The sequence below is a fragment of the Pseudomonas sp. P5_A2_2 genome, from assembly GCF_054177685.1.
In genome coordinates, this window is record NZ_JBGCUL010000791.1 from 1 (window position 1) to 2,109 (window position 2,109).

At 58.9% G+C, this 2,109-nt stretch carries 3 protein-coding genes and 1 pseudogene; 1 reads left to right on the plus strand and 3 read right to left on the minus strand.

Annotation, left to right across the window (positions count from 1 at the left end; all coding sequences use genetic code 11):
• A pseudogene (locus tag ACXRVY_RS25745) lies at nt 1-132 on the minus strand (serine protease inhibitor ecotin); the annotation flags it as partial.
• Nucleotides 133-414: 282 nt separating this feature from the next.
• Here ACXRVY_RS25745 and ACXRVY_RS25750 point away from each other — a divergent pair.
• A complete protein-coding gene (locus ACXRVY_RS25750) occupies nt 415-681 on the plus strand; it encodes a DUF1652 domain-containing protein (RefSeq protein ID WP_223458125.1) in 267 nt (88 codons plus the stop codon).
• A gap of 97 nt (nt 682-778) precedes the next feature.
• Here the strand turns inward: ACXRVY_RS25750 and ACXRVY_RS25755 are convergent, their stop codons facing one another.
• Together ACXRVY_RS25755 and ACXRVY_RS25760 are read right to left on the minus strand one after the other, a co-directional pair.
• On the minus strand, nt 779-1,045 hold the full coding sequence (locus ACXRVY_RS25755) for a DUF2790 domain-containing protein (RefSeq protein ID WP_223458123.1): 267 nt from the start codon (nt 1,043-1,045) through the stop codon (nt 779-781).
• Nucleotides 1,046-1,356: 311 nt separating this feature from the next.
• Nucleotides 1,357-2,109: carbohydrate kinase family protein (locus tag ACXRVY_RS25760; protein WP_458238597.1), on the minus strand; the 753-nt coding region annotated here is incomplete at its 5' end.

Genomic DNA, 2,109 nt, shown 5'->3' on the forward strand with positions numbered 1-2,109 from the left:
GATCACCTGGCGGGTAAACCCGCTTTCGGCCTTCGGATAGGGCGCGGTGTCTTCGAGTTTGGCGGCGTGTGCCAGGCCCGTCAGTCCGAGAGCGAATAGCCCGAGTGTCGCGTGTGTAGTCAAAGAACTCATGGTTGCCTCCTTGCTTGAAGTGAAGGTCGGCATTCTCACTGCCGTGTGCAGTGAAGGCAAACCCGTGGCGCCCAGCATGCAGATTGCAGGGTTACAAGGTGTGTTTATTGCGAACTGCATGGCAGGCTTTACAGGTGACTTGCCTRAACCCATGAATTGCCGATGAACTGCACAGCGAAATCCGGAGCATGATTTATGCTGTAGCTGTCCTTGAAGCTTGCCGGGATTCCATATGAGCKAGCATTGACCGTCATTGGCAGTCTCACATAGGAGGGAGTCGCCATGTTTCTTTCTGCCTTGGAAATTCGCAACATCATCGAAAGCAGTTTTCTACCCAAGCGCTGCCAGTGCACGCTGTCACCGGATCTGTCCATGACCGTCAAGGTCTATGCCGACGGTCAAACCGATCATCTGGATCTATTGGTCACCGGCATCGATGCCTCCGGGCTCAATGGTTGTCGGGAAATAAACGAGTTGATTGCCCAACTGCGCTCCAGACAGCATCACGTAGACGTCGAGCCACACTCGATGCTGGGCAAAGCGCTCTAGCTTGCTGTTTCGAGTTCCACGGACACGCGCCGGGTCTGGAAGAACGCCAGGCCCAGCGCCAGTTCAACGGCAACCGCCAGCAAATCAGACTTTTCGGTCAGCTCTGGTTCTCGCAGGCGTCGGAAAGTTTACGGTAGGTAATCTCTGCGGGTTTTCCCCTGTCATCGATGTACTTCATCTGGGCATCTACCACTTTGCACTCAAGGGTGTCCGGCTCGGTCAGTGAAATCACTTTGCTGACATGCAATGGCATGCCGTAGTGATAGGGCACGGCTTGAGAGTCAGTGGTGTCATTGGCCTGAGCCAGGCCGGCAAACGCAGCGCAGGCGAAGGCGGTGGCAACCAGCAGGGTACGAGTGTTCATCAGCGATCTCCGGTGCGGACGGAAAGTCAGTTCGATGTGTGGCTTGTCGAACTTGCCGCACTGGGCGTCAGAACAGTCTGAGGGCGTGCGGTCCAGTGAAGTGTCGGATCGCACGGTTAAACGAGGGTTAACCCGGCTAAACGCCGCCTGTTGCGGATGCGCGATCCTGTGTATCAGTTAAGACCATCGGGCGCCTGATGGAAAGTCATCGCGAGCAGGCTCGCTCCCAAAGTGCCAAAGGGTGGACACAAATGCTGTGGACGACCCGGAACCCTGTGGGAGCGAGCTTGCTCGCGATGAGGACATCAGTGTCAGTGCAACTCCAACTGCTGCCGATAAGGCAAATCCGGCCCAGTCTTGCTGCACGTCAACGCCGCCGCCTGCACCGCGAACTTCAGCATGCGGTCGATCTGCTCGCGGCCAAGTTGCTTCACACCGTCCACCGAATCCAGCTGCTGTTCGGTCAGCCAGGTAATCAGCGCCGCCTGAAAGGTATCGCCTGCGCCTACGGTGTCGGCGATTTTTATCGAACGGGCGGGAGCCGACCACGAGCCATGAGCCCGGCTGAACACGCTCGCGCCTTCGCCACCCCGGGTCAGGAACACCAGCTGACAGCGGTGCTGCAACCAGCCTTCGATGATCCGCGCCGGATCCTGGTCGGGATACAGCAGATGCAGGTCCTCGTCGCTGACCTTGATCAGGTCAGCCAACTCTGCCAGCGTCGCGATCCGGTTACGCCACAGGTCAATGTCCGGCTGCGGATTCAGGCGCACGTTCGGATCGAGGCTGATCAGGCGCTTGCTACTTTCCCGGCGCACCAGGGCCAATAGCGTGTCGGCAATCGGCTGCACCACCAGGGAAAACGAGCCGATATGCAGGCCGCGCACTTCAGGCCCGAGCGCCGGCAGGTGCTCCGGTTGCAATTGTCGATCCGCGCAGCCTTCGCCACGGAAGCTGTACTGCGGCGAGCCATTGGCCCCGACCGCGACCATTGCCAGGGTGGTCGGCGCGGCGAAGTCCAGCAGGAAGTCCTGGCGCACGCCTTCATCTTGCAACACTTGCAG

Coding starts and splice junctions, on each gene's coding strand:
- ACXRVY_RS25750 (WP_223458125.1), top strand. CDS start 415: ATGTTTCTTTCTGCCTTGGAAATTCGCAACATCATCGAAAGCAGTTTT.
- ACXRVY_RS25755 (WP_223458123.1), bottom strand. CDS start 1,045: ATGAACACTCGTACCCTGCTGGTTGCCACCGCCTTCGCCTGCGCTGCG.